Origin of the sequence: Saccharothrix deserti, assembly GCF_009769385.1 — a bacterium.
GTDB classification, from domain to species: domain Bacteria; phylum Actinomycetota; class Actinomycetes; order Mycobacteriales; family Pseudonocardiaceae; genus Actinosynnema; species Actinosynnema deserti.
Window position 1 is genome coordinate 424,636 of the sequence record NZ_VKAB01000011.1, and the last position, 15,711, is coordinate 440,346.

The 15,711-nt window shown below is 70.6% G+C and carries 11 protein-coding genes and 1 pseudogene; 7 read left to right on the forward strand and 5 right to left on the reverse strand.

Annotated features, from left to right (window positions below; genetic code table 11):
• Positions 1–24 precede the first annotated feature (24 nt).
• The gene (locus tag FM051_RS21455; protein WP_158846086.1) at positions 25–2,124 is read left to right on the forward strand and encodes an NB-ARC domain-containing protein; all 2,100 of its coding nucleotides are present in this window, start codon (positions 25–27) and stop codon (positions 2,122–2,124) included.
• On the opposite strand, the gene FM051_RS21460 is transcribed toward FM051_RS21455, so the two are convergent.
• Positions 2,100–3,791, reverse strand: coding sequence for a hypothetical protein (locus FM051_RS21460; protein WP_158846088.1), 1,692 nt, complete (start codon positions 3,789–3,791; stop codon positions 2,100–2,102). The genes FM051_RS21455 and FM051_RS21460 overlap by 25 nt on opposite strands.
• A gap of 95 nt (positions 3,792–3,886) precedes the next feature.
• On the opposite strand from FM051_RS21460, the gene FM051_RS21465 reads away from it, so the two are divergent.
• The 6 genes and pseudogenes from FM051_RS21465 (at position 3,887) to FM051_RS21490 (ending at position 9,721) form a co-directional block, all read left to right on the forward strand.
• Positions 3,887–4,570: a hypothetical protein gene (locus FM051_RS21465; RefSeq protein WP_158846090.1), complete on the forward strand. Its 684-nt coding sequence runs from the start codon at positions 3,887–3,889 to the stop codon at positions 4,568–4,570.
• A 15-nt stretch (positions 4,571–4,585) separates the two neighbouring features.
• A pseudogene (locus FM051_RS21470) lies at positions 4,586–4,894 on the forward strand (NAD-dependent DNA ligase LigA); the annotation flags it as partial.
• Positions 4,895–5,132: 238 nt separating this feature from the next.
• Entirely contained in the window at positions 5,133–5,840 is a 708-nt protein-coding gene (locus FM051_RS21475) for a response regulator transcription factor (protein WP_158846092.1), read from the forward strand.
• Positions 5,833–7,008 carry a sensor histidine kinase gene (locus FM051_RS21480; protein WP_158846216.1) on the forward strand — a complete coding sequence of 392 codons (1,176 nt, stop codon included), beginning with the start codon at positions 5,833–5,835 and terminating at the stop codon, positions 7,006–7,008. The genes FM051_RS21475 and FM051_RS21480 overlap by 8 nt, the downstream gene beginning before the upstream one ends.
• Before the next feature lie 168 nt (positions 7,009–7,176).
• Complete coding sequence (gene ligA / locus FM051_RS21485) at positions 7,177–9,168, forward strand: NAD-dependent DNA ligase LigA (protein WP_158846094.1); 1,992 nt, start codon at positions 7,177–7,179, stop codon at positions 9,166–9,168.
• A gap of 325 nt (positions 9,169–9,493) precedes the next feature.
• Complete coding sequence (locus FM051_RS21490; RefSeq protein ID WP_158846096.1) at positions 9,494–9,721, forward strand: hypothetical protein; 228 nt, start codon at positions 9,494–9,496, stop codon at positions 9,719–9,721.
• Between the two features lie 665 nt (positions 9,722–10,386).
• On the opposite strand, the gene FM051_RS21495 is transcribed toward FM051_RS21490, so the two are convergent.
• From FM051_RS21495 to FM051_RS21510, 4 genes are all read right to left on the reverse strand, one after another.
• The gene (locus tag FM051_RS21495; protein WP_158846098.1) at positions 10,387–11,232 is read right to left on the reverse strand and encodes a class I SAM-dependent methyltransferase; all 846 of its coding nucleotides are present in this window, start codon (positions 11,230–11,232) and stop codon (positions 10,387–10,389) included.
• Between the two features lie 118 nt (positions 11,233–11,350).
• Entirely contained in the window at positions 11,351–12,982 is a 1,632-nt protein-coding gene (locus FM051_RS21500; RefSeq protein ID WP_158846100.1) for a helix-turn-helix transcriptional regulator, read from the reverse strand.
• Between the two features lie 55 nt (positions 12,983–13,037).
• Positions 13,038–13,718, reverse strand: a complete 681-nt coding sequence (locus tag FM051_RS21505) for a hypothetical protein (protein WP_158846102.1) — start codon at positions 13,716–13,718, stop codon at positions 13,038–13,040.
• 81 nt (positions 13,719–13,799) lie between these two features.
• Positions 13,800–15,362, reverse strand: coding sequence for an HD domain-containing phosphohydrolase (locus FM051_RS21510; RefSeq protein ID WP_158846104.1), 1,563 nt, complete (start codon positions 15,360–15,362; stop codon positions 13,800–13,802).
• Positions 15,363–15,711: the final 349 nt, after the last annotated feature.

Sequence of the window (15,711 nt, forward strand, 5' to 3'; positions counted from 1 at the left end):
CGACGATCTTGCTCTCGAGGAGAGTTGCGGAGGTCACGGGTGGTGGGCGAGGAGTTGTCGACGCGCAACGAGTTCGACGGTTCGGCGCACGCCGTGGTGCAGGCCGGTGAGGTCCACGGCGGCGTGCACTTCCACCGCTGGCCCGCGACGAGGGTGCCCCGCCAGCTCCCGCCGCGCATCGAACTGCTGAACCAGGTTCGCGTGCTGGCCGAGTTGGAGAAAGGCGTCGCGGACCGGCCGCCGATGGACGACCCGATCATCAAGGTCGTGCTCGGACCGAGGGGGAGTGGGAAGTCGACCGTCGCGACGTCCTGGCTGCACGGCGTCCACGAGAGGTTCCCCGACGGACAGCTGTACGCGACGCTCGGCGCGTGGAGCGATCAGCAGGCCGCGCCGCGCGAGGTGTTGGGCGAGTTCCTGGTGTCGCTCGGCGTGGAGCGCGGGAGCCTGCCCGCGGACGTGGAGTCGCGGGCGTCGATGTTCCGGTCGGTCACGCACGGTCTGTCGGTGGCCGTGTTCCTCGACGACGTGGTCTCGCCCGCGCAGGTCCGGTCGCTGCTGCCGGGGCCGGGTGGTTCGGTCGTGGTCGTCACCGGTCACGGCGCGTTCGGCGTGTTGGCGCGGCAGCGGGCGACGTTGATCGACATCGATCCGCTGGAACCGGACATGGCGGTCGAGTTGTTGCGCCAGTTCGTCGGTGACCGGGTTCGTGGCGACGAAGACGCGTTGCAGGCGGTCCTGGAGCTGTGCGCGGGACTGCCCGTCGCCTTGTGCCTGGTGGGAGGCATGCTCGCGGAGCAGCCGACGCTGTCGGTGGCCGAGTTGCTGGAGGAGTTGGCCGATCCGGAGGCCGGGATCACGTCCGTGGCGGTCGGTGACGAACCCACGTTGGGTTCGCTGTTCGACGCCACCTACGCCCGCCTGAGCCCGCAGGCGCAGGCCGTGTACCGGGCGTTGGGCGCGCACCCGGGTAACGCTGACGTGTCGGTCGCCGCTTTGGCCGCGGGTATGGGCGTCGGTGAGGCGAAGATCCGCGGCGCGGTGCGTGAGTTGGTGTCGATGAGGGTGGTCGAGGACCCCGTCGCCGGTCGGCTGGTCGTGCACAACCTCGTGCGCGGACACGCGGCACGGGTCGGTGACGTGGTCGACCGGGCCGAGCGGAACGCCGTCCGGGTGCGGTTGATCGACTGGTACGTGAGGGGTGCGGTCACCGCCGAGGCCGCGGTCATGGGGCAACGGGTGTGGCGGCGCAGGCTGTTCCCCGACGTCCGACCGCGGTCCGGACACACGGCGGAGGCCGATCCGCGCGGCTGGTTGGAGCGCGAGCGGGCCAATCTGCGTGCCGTGGTCACCGCGTCCTATGAGGATGGTGCGCTCGAAGCGGTCGTCGTGCTGTGCCTGGTGTTGTGGGCGTTGTACGAGCCGGGCAAGTACTACGACGACCTGCTGGCCACGAACGAGCTCGGTGTCCGCGCGGCGGAGCACTTAGGAGCCGACGTCGTGCGAGCGGTGTTGATGACGCAGATGGGCTTCGCCCACCTCCACCTCGGCGACGCCGACGCGGCGGTCGCCGGGTGTGTCGCGGCGATCGAGATCGCCCGGCGGGCGGGGGACGTCGAAGCCGAGGCGACTGCGCTGGAATGCGCCGGACTGGCGCGGTTGGCCCGTGACGACGTGGACGAGGCGCGTGGCGTGCTGCGGCGGAACCTGGAACTGGCCGAGTCGGTCGGTGACCCGCGCCGGATCGCGTTGGCCCGCTTCCACCTGGCCAAGGCCGAACCCCCGGAGGAGGCCGTCGTCCTGCTCGACCGGGCGTTGGCCGGGTTCCGCGGGCTCGCGGCGCCGGAGCCGCGCAACTTCGCCAAGATCATGACCTGGCAGGGGCGCAAGCTCGGGGAGTCCGGATTGACCGCGCAGGCCCGCGAACGCCTGGAGCAGGCCAGGGCGATCACGGGAGAGCAGAACTGGCCGTTCGACCACGCCCAGGTCCTCGACGCGTTCGGTGACCTGGAGACCGGTGACGCCGCGAAGGAGTTCTACGAGCAGGCGATCGCGCTCTACACCGAACACGGGTTCGTCAACGCCATGACCCGCACCGCTCAGCGGCTGGCCGCCCTGAGCTGACGCACCTCGGAGGTGAACCCGTCCTCGCCCAGCACCACCGTGACCTGCGCGGGAAACGGGAGGGCGAGGAGTTCCCAGGCGTGCACGACGGACGCCCACACCCGTCCTGGCTGTGCCGGGCCGGTGAACGCCAGCAGCGTGCCGTCGCGTGTTCCGACCAGCCACCGTCCGGAGTGGTCGGGCATGGACGCCAACCCGAGACCGGGCAACGCGTCGAACATCGCGGCGATCCACCGTTCGGCGTCACCGGCGTCGTCCTGGACGACGATCTCCGCACTCTCCAGCAGCGTGGCGTTCGGCGTGTCCACGCCGACCACCAGGTGACTGTCCGGCGGTGAGGCGCGGCGCAGGTCGACGGGAAAGCGGATCACCGTTGCCCGGTCGGGCGTGTCGAACTCGAACTCGACCCGGACCCATTGGTGCACCACCGGTGGCATCGGCACCCGCGCGACGGGCACCGTGCGGACCTCCGGATCGTCCGGCGGTTCCGTCAGCCGCAGTCGGCGGTAGAACTCGGCGCGCAACAACGTCGCGGCCTGTCCCGGCACCGAGCTGACCAGCGCGGCGATCGCCGCGACCTCGTCGCTCAACTCGGCGGTGTCCACCTGCTCGCGCAGCGGACGGCCGGGGACGAGCCGGTCCGCTCTGTCGATGAAGCGACCCACGGCTGACGCGGGGTCCACGGCGTCCTGCCCGGCGGCGGCCAGCAACACCGGTCTGCCGAGTGCGGCTGCGTAGAACGTCACCGATCCGTGGTCACCGATCACCACGTCGGCCGCGACCAGTGCGGCACGCCAGCCTTCTTCCGGCGGCAGAACCACCACACCGGCGCGTTCGCACTCCGCGAGCCACATCCGCACCTGCCACGGTGAGTGGCCGAACCAGGTGTTCGGGTGCAGCGCCAACGCGATCCGGTACTCGTCCAACGGCAGTTCCGCGCGCAGTCGGCGCACCACGTCCGCCGCCTTGTCGTACAGACTGCCGGGACCCCACGTCGAGGACACGACCACCAACCGTTGACCGCGCCCGACGCCCAGGGCCTCGCGGTACGTGGCGCGCAACGGGCCGCTGGCCAGCATCCGGTCGAAACACGGATCACCGGCCACCACCGCCGCCGGAACCGCCTCCGGGCAGCTCAGCCGCAGCCGGTCCAACTGCTCGGTGTGCGAGAGGACCACGCTCGACGGGATCAACCGGCCGTCGCGGGTCAACCACTCAGCCGAAAGCCCGAATACCGGTTTCCGGTTTCCGGTTTCCGGTTTCCGGTTTCCGGTTTCCGGTTTCCGGTTTCCGGTTTCCAAATATTTATTGTATCCCATTCCGTGTGGCAATACGGCGAGCGGAGCGCGCAACCGCTCCAGCGGCCCGCCGTAGCTGGACGCGATGGCCAGGTCGAACGACGTCCGCTCGGCCTGTGCCCAGTCGATCGACATCACGCCGAGGTCCGCCAGGTGCTCGACGGTGCCGGGCGTGAACGCCGACGACCCGGTGCACGTGAACAGCACCTGGATCCGGGGGTCGGTGGCGACGAGCGGCAGGACGTCGAACAGGCGCGTCGCCGAGGTGACGTTGTGCACGACGGCGAGCACGAGCTTTTCGGCCCGACGGGTGGCCCAACTTGTGGCAACCGGTCGAGCCGGGACCACCGCCCACCGCTCATCGAACACGATGGGCGATCTTAATCAGCCGAACGGTGACGATCTTCCGGCCCGCCGACTCCACCGAGCCGGCGGACGGTGCAAGATCGCCTACGCTCGCGTTCGTGGACGTTTCGCCGTGGGGTGGGCTCACGCCGGAGGACATTCGACGGCAGGTCGGACGTGGCAGTTCGTTGGTGCTCCCGGTCGATTCCGCCTCGGACATGCCCGGGGTGTCCGCGATCGCACAGGCGCTGCGGGCGGTGTTGCCCGAAGACCTGCTGGTCATCGCGTCTCCGGGGAGTGCCGGCGGCGGGCCACGGCTCGTGGTGTTGCGACTCGTCGCCGAAGAGGAAGCGGTGGAGCTCCGGCCGGAACTGGGCCACCGCACCGCCGTGCTGCGCACTCGGGACGGCAAGCCGGTGTCGGAGTCCTCGCGCTTGTTCACCCCGTCCGACGCGGGTCCGATCGCGCTGTCGTGGGAGGAGACGGCAGAGGACCGGTGGAGGTTGGTCGGCGTCGACCCGGAGGACGGCCTGGTGCACCCGGTGGTTGACGTGCCGTGCGGGGGACGGTTGCCCGCGGCCACCACGAAGACCACGCTCGTGTGGATCTGCACGACCATGACGGGCGCGGAGCTGATGTGGCAGGAGTGGGGCGCCGCGACCGCGGACCGGTTGCCGCTGACCGGGTGGCCGCCGCTTTGGGACCAGTCGGCCGACTACTACCAGGTCGACGTGCTCCCGGCGCCGGGCTTTCTCGCCCTCGTCCGGTACGGCGACGAAGTGGTGACCGGCTACCCCGGCTAGGAAGCGTCGTGCGCCGTGAACGTTCGGGAACGGATCCGGGAACTCGCGGACCAGGTCGTGGTGCTGCGTGACGCGTACTACCGGGGCTCGCCGCTGGTGGCGGACGCCGAGTACGACGCCATCGAGGACGAGTTGCAAGGGCTGGTCGAGGCCAACCCGGAGTTGGCGCCCGACCCGAATCCCCTGGAGCAGGTGGGCGCGCCGGGGGTGCTGCACGCGCCGGTCCGGCACTCGCGGCCGATGCTGTCGCTGGAGAAGGCGACCAAGCCCGAGCAGGTCGCCGCGTTCTTCGACCGCTTCCCCGGCCAGCCGGTAGTCGTCATGCAGCCCACGGGATCCACCTCAACGGGATCTACGATGGCGCAGGCGGCCACTACACGATCTTGATAGGTCCCGCCCCACCGGCGCCGGGCTGGCCGCGCCGGCCTCGCGCCGCTGGTGGCGCGCTACGGCCCGCGCGTCGTCAGATCAACCTCGACCGGCCCCGGTACCGGGACGCCGAGCCGCCCGCGTGTCCGGTTCGCATATGTCGGCGATATGCCGTGCCGCCTAGGCTCCGGGTATGCGCGTGCTGATCGTGGAGGACGAGCCCCACCTGGCCGAAGCCGTCCGGGACGGTCTCCGGCTGGAAGCGATCGCCGCCGACATCGCAGGCGACGGCGACACCGCCCTGGAACTGCTCAGCGTCAACTCCTACGACCTCGCGGTCCTCGACCGCGACATCCCCGGACCCTCCGGCGACGAGATCGCCCGGCGCATCGTCGCCTCCGGCAGCGGCACCCCGATCCTCATGCTCACCGCCGCCGACCGGATCGACGACAAGGCTTCCGGGTTCGGGCTCGGCGCCGACGACTACCTCACCAAACCGTTCGACCTCCGGGAGCTCGTCCTGCGGCTGCGGGCACTCGACCGCAGGCGCGCGCACGTCCGGCCGCCGGTCCGCGAGATCGCGGGCCTGCGGCTGGACCCCTTCCGCCGGGAGGTCTTCCGCGACGGGCGCTATGTCGCGCTCACCCGCAAGCAGTTCGCCGTGCTCGAAGTCCTCGTCGCCGCCGAAGGCGGTGTCATCACCGCCGAAGAGCTGCTGGAGCGGGCCTGGGACGAGCACGCCGACCCCTTCACCAACGCCGTCCGCATCACCGTGTCCGCGCTGCGCAAGCGACTCGGCGAACCATGGCTCATCGCCACGGTGCCCGGTGTCGGCTACCGAATCGACACCGGCATGGACACCGGCATGGACACCACCCACCCTGGCAGTACTCATGAATAGACGCCCAGGGCTCAGCGCCCGCCTGAAACTCACCCTCAGCTATGCCGGATTCACCTTCCTCACCGGCGCCGTCCTGCTGGCCGTGGTGTGGGTGTTCCTGCTGCGCTACGTACCCGACAGCGAAATGGGCCTTCTCGGGATCGCACCCAACCGGCGCGTCCTCCTGATCGTCTTCGCCCCCGCCGCGGCCACAGCACTGGCCGTCCTGTTCGTGTTCGGCCTCCTGGGAGGATGGATCCTCGCCGGCCGGATGCTCGCACCACTCACGCGGATCGCGGACGCGGCACGGATGGCCTCGAACGGATCACTGTCCCACCGGATCCGGATGGAAGGCCGCAAAGACGAGTTCCGCGAACTCGCCGACGTGTTCGACACCATGCTCGAACAACTCGAATCCCACGTCACCGAACAGCAAAGGTTCGCCGCGAACGCCTCCCACGAACTGCGCACCCCGCTGGCGATCTCGCAGACACTCCTCGACGTCGCCCGCAAGGACCCTGCGCGGGACCAGGGTGAACTCATCGAACGCCTCCACACCGCCAACAGGCGGGCGATCGACCTCACCGAGGCCCTCCTGCTGCTCAGCCGGGGCAACCGCAGGAGCTTCACCCGCGAGCCCGTCGACCTCTCCCTCATCGCCGAAGAAGCCACCGAAACGCTGCTCCCCCTCGCCGAACAGCGCCAGATCACGCTCGACGTCACCGGCGGGACAACGCAGACCGTCGGCTCCGCGGCGCTCATCCTGCGGATGGTGACGAACCTCGTCCAGAACGCCATCGTCCACAACCTCCCCGCCGGCGGCACCGTCACGCTCCACACCGAATCGCAGCACGACGCGAGCGTGCTGCGGGTCGAGAACACGGGCCACCCGCTCCCGCCGGAACTGGTACCGACCCTCACCGAACCCTTCCAGCGCGGAACAGAACGCATACGCACCGACGAACACGCCGGCGTCGGCCTCGGGCTGGCCATCGTGCACAGCATCGTCCGAGCACACGACGGGACCCTCGACCTCACACCCCGCCCCACCGGCGGTCTCCTCGTCATGATCCGACTCCCCGGCACGCCGCAGGCATCGTCCCGGACCCATGAACGTTGCGATCTCCGGCAGGAGTACCAGCCGCCAAACGGCTCGAGTCACCGACGTTCATCGTGCCGCAAGAGGTAGGCGATGGCCCGAGTTCTGGCCAGGATCATCGAACATCGCCGCTGCGATCGCGCTCACGAACGACTACGCCATCAACACGAGCTTGCGGTCCACTGGGTGATGATCCAATGAACCGGAACCATCCTCGGATGCAGTGCAGTGTCGGTGGTCGCCGGTAGCTTGTGCGACGTGAACGCTGAGGAACGGATCCGGGAACTCGCGGACCAGGTCGTGGTGCTGCGTGACGCGTACTACCGGGGCTCGCCGCTGGTGGCGGACGCCGAGTACGACGCCATCGAGGACGAGCTGCGCGGGTTGATCGAGGCGAACCCGGAGCTGGTGCCCGACCCGAACCCGCTGGAGCAGGTGGGCGCGCCAGTCGTGTTGCACGCCCCGGTCCGGCACTCGCGTCCGATGCTCTCCCTGGAGAAGGCGACCAAGCCCGAGCAAGTCGCCGCGTTCTTCGACCGCTTTCCCGGCCAGCCGGTGGTCGTCATGCCGAAGCTCGACGGGCTGTCGCTGGCACTGGTCTACGAGGACGGCCGGCTGGCCCGCGCGGTCACCCGCGGCGACGGCACCACCGGCGACGACGTGACCGTGCTGGTCCGGGCGCTGACCGACGGGGTGCCGGATCGGGTCGACGCGCCGGGCCGGGTGGAGGTCCGTGGCGAGGCGGTGATGCTGCGCTCGACGTTCGCCGCCTACAACGCGGCGCACCCGGACAAGCCGCTGATCAACCCGCGCAACGCCGCCGCCGGCACCCTGCGGGCGAAGGACCCTGCCGTGGTCGCCGAGCGGCGCCTGCAGTTCTTCGCCTTCGACCTGGACACCTCTGCGGACACGACAGCGGCCGACCTGGAGCAGGGCCTGCGAACGCTCGGGTTCGACGTCGCCGACATGCGGCACTGCGACGACGCGGATGCGGCGCAGGCGGTGATCGGGGAGATCGAGCAGCGGCGCAACGACCTGGACTACGACCTGGACGGCGCCGTGCTGCGACTGGCGAACCGGGACGCATTTTCTGCTGCCGGCACACGGTCGAGTTCGCCTCGCGGTGCATTGGCCTACAAGTTCGCCGCCGAAGAGAAGACCACGGTGCTGTCCGATGTGGTCTGGGACGTCGGCAAGACGGGCAAGATCGCCCCGGTCGCCCAGCTGGAGCCGGTGTTCGTGGGCGGCACGACGGTCACCCGCGCGACGCTGGCCAACCAGGAGGTCATCCGCGCCCGCGGCATCAGGATCGGGGACACGGTGCTGGTCCGCCGCGCGGGTGACGTGATCCCGTTCGTCGCAGGCGTGCTCGACGAGTCCAAGCGCACGGGCGCGGAGCGGGAGATCGTGCCGCCCACCGCGTGCCCGTCGTGCGGGCACGGGCTGACCGAGCAGGGCAACAGCCGGGAGTTGTTCTGCACCAACGTCGCCTGCCCCGCGCAGACCGTGCGGCGGCTGATCCACTGGGCGTCACGAGCGGCGGCCGACATCGAGGCGGTCGGTCCGGTGTGGATCGAACGGCTTGCCGAAGCCGGGATCATCGAGCACCCGTCGGACTTCTACCAGTTGACCAAGGAGAAGCTGCTGGAGTTCGACCGCATCGGCGAGGTCTCGGCCGCGCGCATGATCGAGTCGATCGCGGCCAGCCGTCAGGTGGGGCTGCGCCGCGCGCTGATCGGGCTCGCGATCCCGATGGCCTCGGAGGGCACCGCGACACGGCTGTGCCGCGCGGGGTTCGGCTCGCTGGAGGAGGTCGCCGACGCCGGCGAGGAACGGCTCGTGGCCGTCGAGGACATCGGGCCGAAGGTCGCCGCCTCGCTGATCGAACACCTCACCCGGCTGCGGCCCGAGCTGATGCGGCTGCGGCAGCGCGGCGTCTCCCTGGACGTGCGCGAGGAGGACCTCCCGCCTGTGGTCGCGTCCGACGCGCCACTGGCCGGCAAGACGGTGGTGATCACCGGCGCGATCAGCGACCCGCGCTCCGGCGAGAAGGTCCCCCGCCCCACCTTCCAGCGGCTGTGCGAGAAGGCAGGCGCGACCACCGCGTCCTCGGTCTCGGCGAGCACCGACCTGCTCATCACCGGCGGCGACGTCGGCGCGAGCAAACTCGCCAAAGCCGAGAAGCTCGGCGTCGAGGTCGTCGACCAGAGCGGGATCTGGCAGCAGCTGATCGCAGCCGGCATCGCCTGAACTCGTCCTGCCGGGGATCGGCGAGACGCTCCGCCTCAACGTTGTAGCCGCGGAGAGGGCGACCGTGTGACCGTCAACGTCCGAAATCGGGGCTGCCGCAGGCTTGTCAGGCTCACGAGGTGATCATGCGCGGGGAGCCGTCGCACGTTGTGGTCGACTGGTCGCGGCTGTCGCACGCCTATGGCTCGGCCGAAGAGACTCCGGTGCTGCTGGAGCAGCTCCGGGGCGAGGGCTGGGAGGAAGCGCTGGGCGAGCTGTTCGGCTCGCTGCTCCACCAGGGAAGCGTGTACCCCGCCACGGTGGCCGCCCTGCCGTTCCTCACCTGTTGCCGCTGCTGGAAGACGCGGATCCGCACGTGCGCGAAGGGGCCTACGGCTGCACTGCGCACCTCACCTCCACCGCCGTGGTGGCCGAGGTCGCGGCCCGCCTGGCGGGGGCGCTCGCGCGGGTTCTTCCCGGCGCACCGGAACGGACACCGGAGACGTGCGACGCCATCGCCCGGATCGCCGACGACGCCTCACTCCGGATGGACGGACGGGCACAGCAGGGATGACGGTGCTCGCGAGCGCGGCCGTCGCCCCCTTCGCCGCTCACGACCAGCGATGGGCCGCACTCCCGGCCAGTGAGGCCGTGGTCCGCACCGCGCTGACCGCCGTGCCGCACGCGTCGGCTTGCGAGCTGCTCGCCCGGATCGGGGTCGAACACCCCGAGGTGCTCACCCCGGAGCTGCGCGCGCTGGTCGTGGCGGCGCTGCGAACGGAACCGTCCGGTGACGATGCGGCGGCCTGGCTCACGACCGCGCGGGAGGTCCTGGACCCGACCGACGGGCGTGACGCGGCGTTCGAACGCGCGTGGCAGCTGGGCGGCGGCGACGAGAACGCCGGAGCGAGCCTCCTGGCGGTCTGGGCCGAGCACCCCTCGCCGGCGTTCCACGCCACGTGCCTCCGGCTGCTCGACGGGGTGGCGTGGATATCCTTCCCGGCTCAGCGGCGCCAGTTCGTGGCGGCACGAGCGGTGGTCGACGCCGGGGACGCGGCCCGTGCGTGGCCCACGGTTCGCGCCATCGTGGACGAAGCCGGCGACCCGCTCTCACTGGAAGACCCGCTCGCACTGGAACCGGACCGCCCGGTCGACGTGGACCTGGGCGGAACCCGCCAACTCGGTCCCGCCGGCTCGGCTGGACGGGACGTTTCGCGTTGCCACCCGTCGCCCGCCGCCCTATTTCGTGCCCACCCCGATGTTCAAGGGCGCGGTGAGCACGGCCGGGCCGTTGTGGGCCGCCCGCTCGCGGACCATGCCGTCGAGCACCCGGATGATGTCGTCGCGCTGCTCGTCCGTGAAGTCGGCGACGAGCGCGCTGGGAATCGGGTTCCCGCCGAGGAGCCAGTCCCAGAGCTGCTGTCCGGTCCGCACCTCGATCCGCTCCTGGTGGCTCGTGTCGACGATGACGTCCTTCAAGCCCGCGTCGGTCATCCGCTGACGCAGGACCTCCGGGTCCGAGACTTGGAACTCGAGCGGCGGCTCGTCCTCCGGGATGCCCTCGAATTCGGGGACGACCGCCTGCACCGCGCTGATGAAGAAGTGCAGTGCCTCGAATTCGCCCGGGTTCCCGTACGCGGTGAGGAGCACGCGTCCACCGGGCTTCGTCACCCGGACCATCTCCCGCAGCGCCCGCGCCTGATCCGGGACGAGCATGACGCCGAACTGCGAGCCCGTGACGTCGTAGGTGTCGTCGGCGATGTCGAGCCGGTGGCAATCCATCACCCGACCCTCGGCGTCCAGCCCTTCGGCTGCCACCCGCGCGTTGAAGTGCTCGATCATCCCGGGCGCCCAATCGGTGGCCAGCACCTTGGCGCCGAGCCGCGCCGCCGGGAGGCTCAGCCCGCCGGTGCCGGCGGCGACGTCGAGGAACGTCTCGCCCGCCCGCAGACCCGCGAGCCGCAGTCCGGCCAGGGCCAGATCGGACTCACCCGGTGCGACGTGCTCGTCGTACAGCGGTGCGATCGCTTCCCACGCCTCGACGGGAAAGCCTCGCCGTGTCGTCTCGTGCTGAAGGTTCGTCATGACTTGCTCCCTTCCAATGCCCCTGTGAACCGGACGTTAGGCGCGGGAAAGCCGGACGGCTTCGGGCGAACGACCCAGACCTCCTCTCGAGGGCGTGGGTAGTTCTGTCCATACGTCCCTAGATCAGGGCGTTCTCGTACGCGTAGGCGGTGGCCGCGGCACGGGACGGCACTCGGATCTTGGTGAAGCAGTTGCTCACGTGGCGGGCGACGGTCTTCTCGGAGAGGCCGAGCTCCTTCGCGATCGCGCGGTTCGTCCTACCGGACGCGACCAGCCTCAGCACCTCCACCTCACGCGCGGTCAGACCGCCAGGGGTCTTCCCGTGCGGCGGTCTCATGAGTGCGTCGAGCCGCTCGATGTCGGGTTTGGCCCCGAGCTGCTCGAAGACAGCCCGCGCGCCGCGGAACTCCATGTCGGACGTCTCGGGATCGTCGAGCGCGCGGCAGGCCAGCCCGGTCAGCACCCGGACGCGTGCGGTCTCGTGCGGAGCGTCCAACTCGCGCCACAACGATCCGGCGCTGCGGAGCCTCCGCAACGCCGATCGCGCGTCACCCTCGGCGAGCAGGACCGCTCCGGCGGCTGAAGCGGCCACCGCGTCCAGGTACGGAGCGTCGAGGGCACCCGCGATTCGCGCGAGCTCGTCGGCTCCCGTGCGGGCCGACGGCACATCACCGGCGGCGATCATGACCTCGACGTGCGCGGGCAGCACTCGTGACCGTGAGGACGGGTCTTCGGTTTCGTCGACCACGCGGCGCATCACGGCGGCCGCCGCGTCGATCCGTCCCTGCGCCAGCCTGAGCAGCGCGAGACCCGGCTCGGGCCGGCGGCCGGCTTCACCGGCCTTGCGGTAGCTCTCCTCGGCCCTCGTGAACTCGCCACGCAACCGCTGCAGCTCACCGAGCTGGTAGTACGCCGCACCGAGCGTGTCCCACTTGACCGGACCGGACAGGAGGCCGCACGCCTGCTCGGCGGCCTTCAGCGCGTCGTTCCACGCGCCTTGCAGCTGCATCAGCTCGCACCGGTGGACCAGGCAGTTCCCCCGATACGGGACGAGGTCGGGCTGGAAGTCACACCAGCGGGTGAGCGCAGCGGTCCATTCGCGGGCACGACGCAGGTCGAACAGGTCGGAGCAGGCCGCGATCACGGTGCAGTACGCGATCCCGGCGTACATCGGCGAGACCTCTCCGGACGTCACCCCGACCATGACCTCGTCCAGCAGGCTGATGCCCGCCGGGCCTTGCCCCCGCAGGACCAGGCACATGCCCTGGCCGAGGCGCGACATCGTCACCAGGTCGAGGTCGCCGAAGCGCCGGCCGGCCTGGACGCTCTCGCCGAACACCGGCTCGGCCCCCACCGGGTCTCCGCCCCACATCTGCGCGAACGCGCTCCAGATGTGCAGCCACGCCCGTTCGGCGCACTCATCGCAGCCTTCGAGCACACGGCCGCCGCGGGCGAACCACCCCATCGCCGGCGCGACCTCGCCCCGGAACATCAGACCGGAACCGATCAGGACGGCGTTCCGCGCGGCGCGCTGCGGATCGTCGCGGAGGAGGGCCTCGTGGTGGGCACGCGTCCACGCGCGCGTGGACACCTCGTCGTTGCCCGTCAGGTACGCGGCGAGCCCGAACCGCTCGAGGTCGTCGACGTCGAGGGGCGTGTCGCCATCCGCGGCCGCGAGCTGGGTGTACGCGCCGCCCCATGAGCGCTGCGCGAAGGACGTGCGTCCCTGCTCAAGCTCATCGGTCGTCATCGTTCCATTGTGGGTCTGACGCCCCACTCCGGCACCGCGAGCCGCCCAAGGGACCTCATGAGCTGACGTGGTGGTTCCGCTCCCGTGACACCGGTTCGCCGGCGTGATGGGGCTGCTTCGCCATCGCGTACGCCAGCGGGAGGAGAGCCGCGAGCCCCGCGACGCCTTGCACGTAGAGCTGGGCGGCGGCCAGCGGGACGAAGCGCGACAGGGCCATGACGACGAACGCCACCACGACGAGCCTGGTGAGCCCTGGGCTGAGAACCCGGCTTCGCGACACGCCCCTCGCCATGCCGAGCACACCGACGCCGAAGGTGAGCGCCCCGGCCGCCAACAGCGGGACGAACCAGGGGAGCAGCGCTTCTTGCGCCGCCCGTGCGCTCCCACCCGTCTCGACCGCCGCGAACGGAGCGAACTCCATCCCGGGCAGCATCGCGTACAGAGTGTTCCCGATGATGACGAACGGCAGTGCGGCGGCGCTCCAGCGATCTTCGCCCGCCTCGTGGAGGTAACTGCGGATCGCGAGGAACGCCAGGCTCAGCAGCCCGAATGCCACACCGGCCCCGAGGTGCACGACCGCCCAGCGCGACGGGTCGAGTTCCACGGCCGAGGCCACTGCGTCGAGGTTCGGCTGGCGTCCCGGGAGGTGCGGGTGGTAGCTGAGCGCGGCGAGCAGGACCACGGGTGCGATCGCCACGATGCCCACGCGAGCCGGACGTCTGGTCGAGGCGGACATGAGTGCCTCCTGTGTTCGAAGCCGTTTCCGATGGCCCTGACGCTAGGACCGAACGCGGGCTGACCCCATCGGGAGTTCTCCCTATGCGGTGACGCCCTGCCGCATGGCGAACAGCGCGGCCCCCGCACGCGTGGAGACCCCCATCTTGCGGTAGGCGTTCTGGATGTGGTGGTCGGCGGTCTTGACCGAGATCCCGAGGGTCCGGGCAACCTGCTTGGTCTGCAGGCCGCGGACGAGCAGGACGACGACCTCGCGCTCACGGTCGGTCAAGCCGGCGGTGTGACGGATCCGCGGGACGCGTTGACCGGCCGCCACGAGCACGGCGCCGACCGCGTCGGGATCCAGTCGGCCGACCTGTGCCTCGGCGCCGACGGTCTCGGCGGCCTGTTCCGGTGACAACGGCGCGCGGTGCGGCCGTGGCTCCGTCATGGCGTGGTACGCGTCGGCAGCGGCGAGCAGGCGTGCGGGCACGCTCAGCACCGAGGCGGTGGCCTCGCGGTGGTAGCCGGTGCCGTCGAGGCGTTCGTGGTGGAAGGCTGCGATCGGGGTGAGCGCGGAGAGGAACGGCGAGCGGTTGAGGACGCGCTCGGTGTGGTAGGCGTGCAGCCTGACCCGCTCCCAGTCGTCCGGTGACAGCGGCCCCGCGTGCAGCCAGATGCGCGTGGGCACGGCGACCCGCCCCAGGTCGTGCACGAGCGCCGCACGCCGCAGCGCCCGAATCTCCTCAGCGCGGAGTCCGCACCGCCCACCGGCGGCTGCGGCCAGTTCCGCGACACCCGCCGAGTGACCGACCAGGTGTGGCGAGAGGAGGTCGGCGAAGTCGCCGATGGAGCTCAGCGCGCGGTCGATGGCCTCCTCTTCCAGCACGAGGTTCGGTCGGGGTTCGCAGGAGAGCGTGTCCGCCCAGACCGAGGTGTGCGGGTCGATGGCCAGGATCTCGGCGGCCCGGTCCGCGAAGGGCCTCGCGATGTCCGGGTCGAACGCGCCGCCGGCACGGCTGCGCACCACCCTGGCCGCGTGGTCGTCGCCTCCCAGCATGCGTTGGAAGGCGGCGTCGCGGGCGACGTGGACGATCCGCATCGGCAGGGGGATCGCGTCGCCCTCAGCGCCCCGGCGGCCACCCCGACCGTCCCAACGGTCGTTCGCGTGCACGAACAAGGCCGACGTCGCGGACGGGAGGCTGAGTCTGCGCGTGAGCATCTGCGCGACGTCGCACTCGGCGGCCACGACAGCGGGAAACTCGCGCACCAGCCTCGGCAGTCCTCGAGCAATCCGCATCGCGCGCACGACAGGGGGGCGATCCGGTGACGCGACGGCGCGGGCCATCCCGGCCAACGTCTGCCTCGGCGACCCGAACCGGACCGGGACGCCGTACGTCGTCAGCGCGTTGTCCCCGTCGAATATCTCCGCCGCCATCCCCGCGTTGGCGGTACAACCGACGTAGTACAGCAACGAGACGTAGTAGGCCTGCGCCGTTGTCTCCGCGTCGGTACCGAGGCTGTCGCAGAGCCGCGCCGCGATGAGTGCGCTGTGCAGACCGTGTTCGAGGGGCACCCCGAGACCGAGGTCCGTCGCGAGGGAAAGGGCCGCGACGACCTCGGCCGTGCGGACCCGCTCCCTGCCCCGCGACGTTCCGTTGGGCACCCGACCACGCTACCGCGCGGCCACATCGACGTCCGTTTGCGCACGTCCGCGCTGAACGCCACCGCGAGCCGTCGTTCCTCACGGTGGCGTGGCCCCAAGCCACCGCGGCGCGTCGGACCCGGCGTCGGTCAGTCGGCGTGGGTGCGCCGCGACGTGCTGACCGGCGGTTTGGTCGAACTTCCGGTGCGGTGGTGACCGGCATGCGGGAAAGATGTGATGGAGGTAACTGCAAAAGTGCAATGTGAAATATGTTCATACACGGGCCGTTCGCGCTTGGGAACGACCCGAACCGAATAGCTTCCGCGTTCTCCGGAATTCTGTCCCACCTCGCGGCGTGGTGTGCGCTCTC